Source organism: Psychrobacter sp. GW64-MNA-CIBAN-0177, assembly GCF_040309585.1.
Classification (GTDB): Bacteria; Pseudomonadota; Gammaproteobacteria; order Pseudomonadales; family Moraxellaceae; genus Psychrobacter; species Psychrobacter okhotskensis.
In genome coordinates this window covers 1-255 of the sequence record NZ_JBEOOY010000415.1, presented here as the reverse complement: position 1 = coordinate 255, position 255 = coordinate 1, and the positions used below count along the sequence as shown (strand labels likewise).

Sequence of the window (255 nt, the reverse complement as noted above, 5' to 3'; positions counted from 1 at the left end):
GAAGTGAACGGCCAGAAAATGTCGCCGCCACAAATCTCGGCTGAAATCTTGAAAAAGATGAAGAAGACCGCCGAAGACTACCTCGGTGAAGCAGTGACTGAAGCGGTGATCACCGTTCCGGCCTACTTCAACGACAGCCAGCGTCAGGCCACCAAAGACGCCGGCCGCATCGCGGGCCTGGATGTAAAACGTATCATCAACGAACCCACCGCAGCTGCTCTGGCTTACGGTATGGACAAGGCCAAGGGCGATCAC

The 255-nt window shown here is 56.1% G+C and carries 1 protein-coding gene; it reads left to right on the top strand.

All coding sequences use genetic code 11. The annotated features are described in order from the left end of the window. Positions 1 to 255 (top strand): Hsp70 family protein (locus AAEY79_RS15685; protein ID WP_352289526.1); only part of this gene is annotated, 255 nt, incomplete at both ends.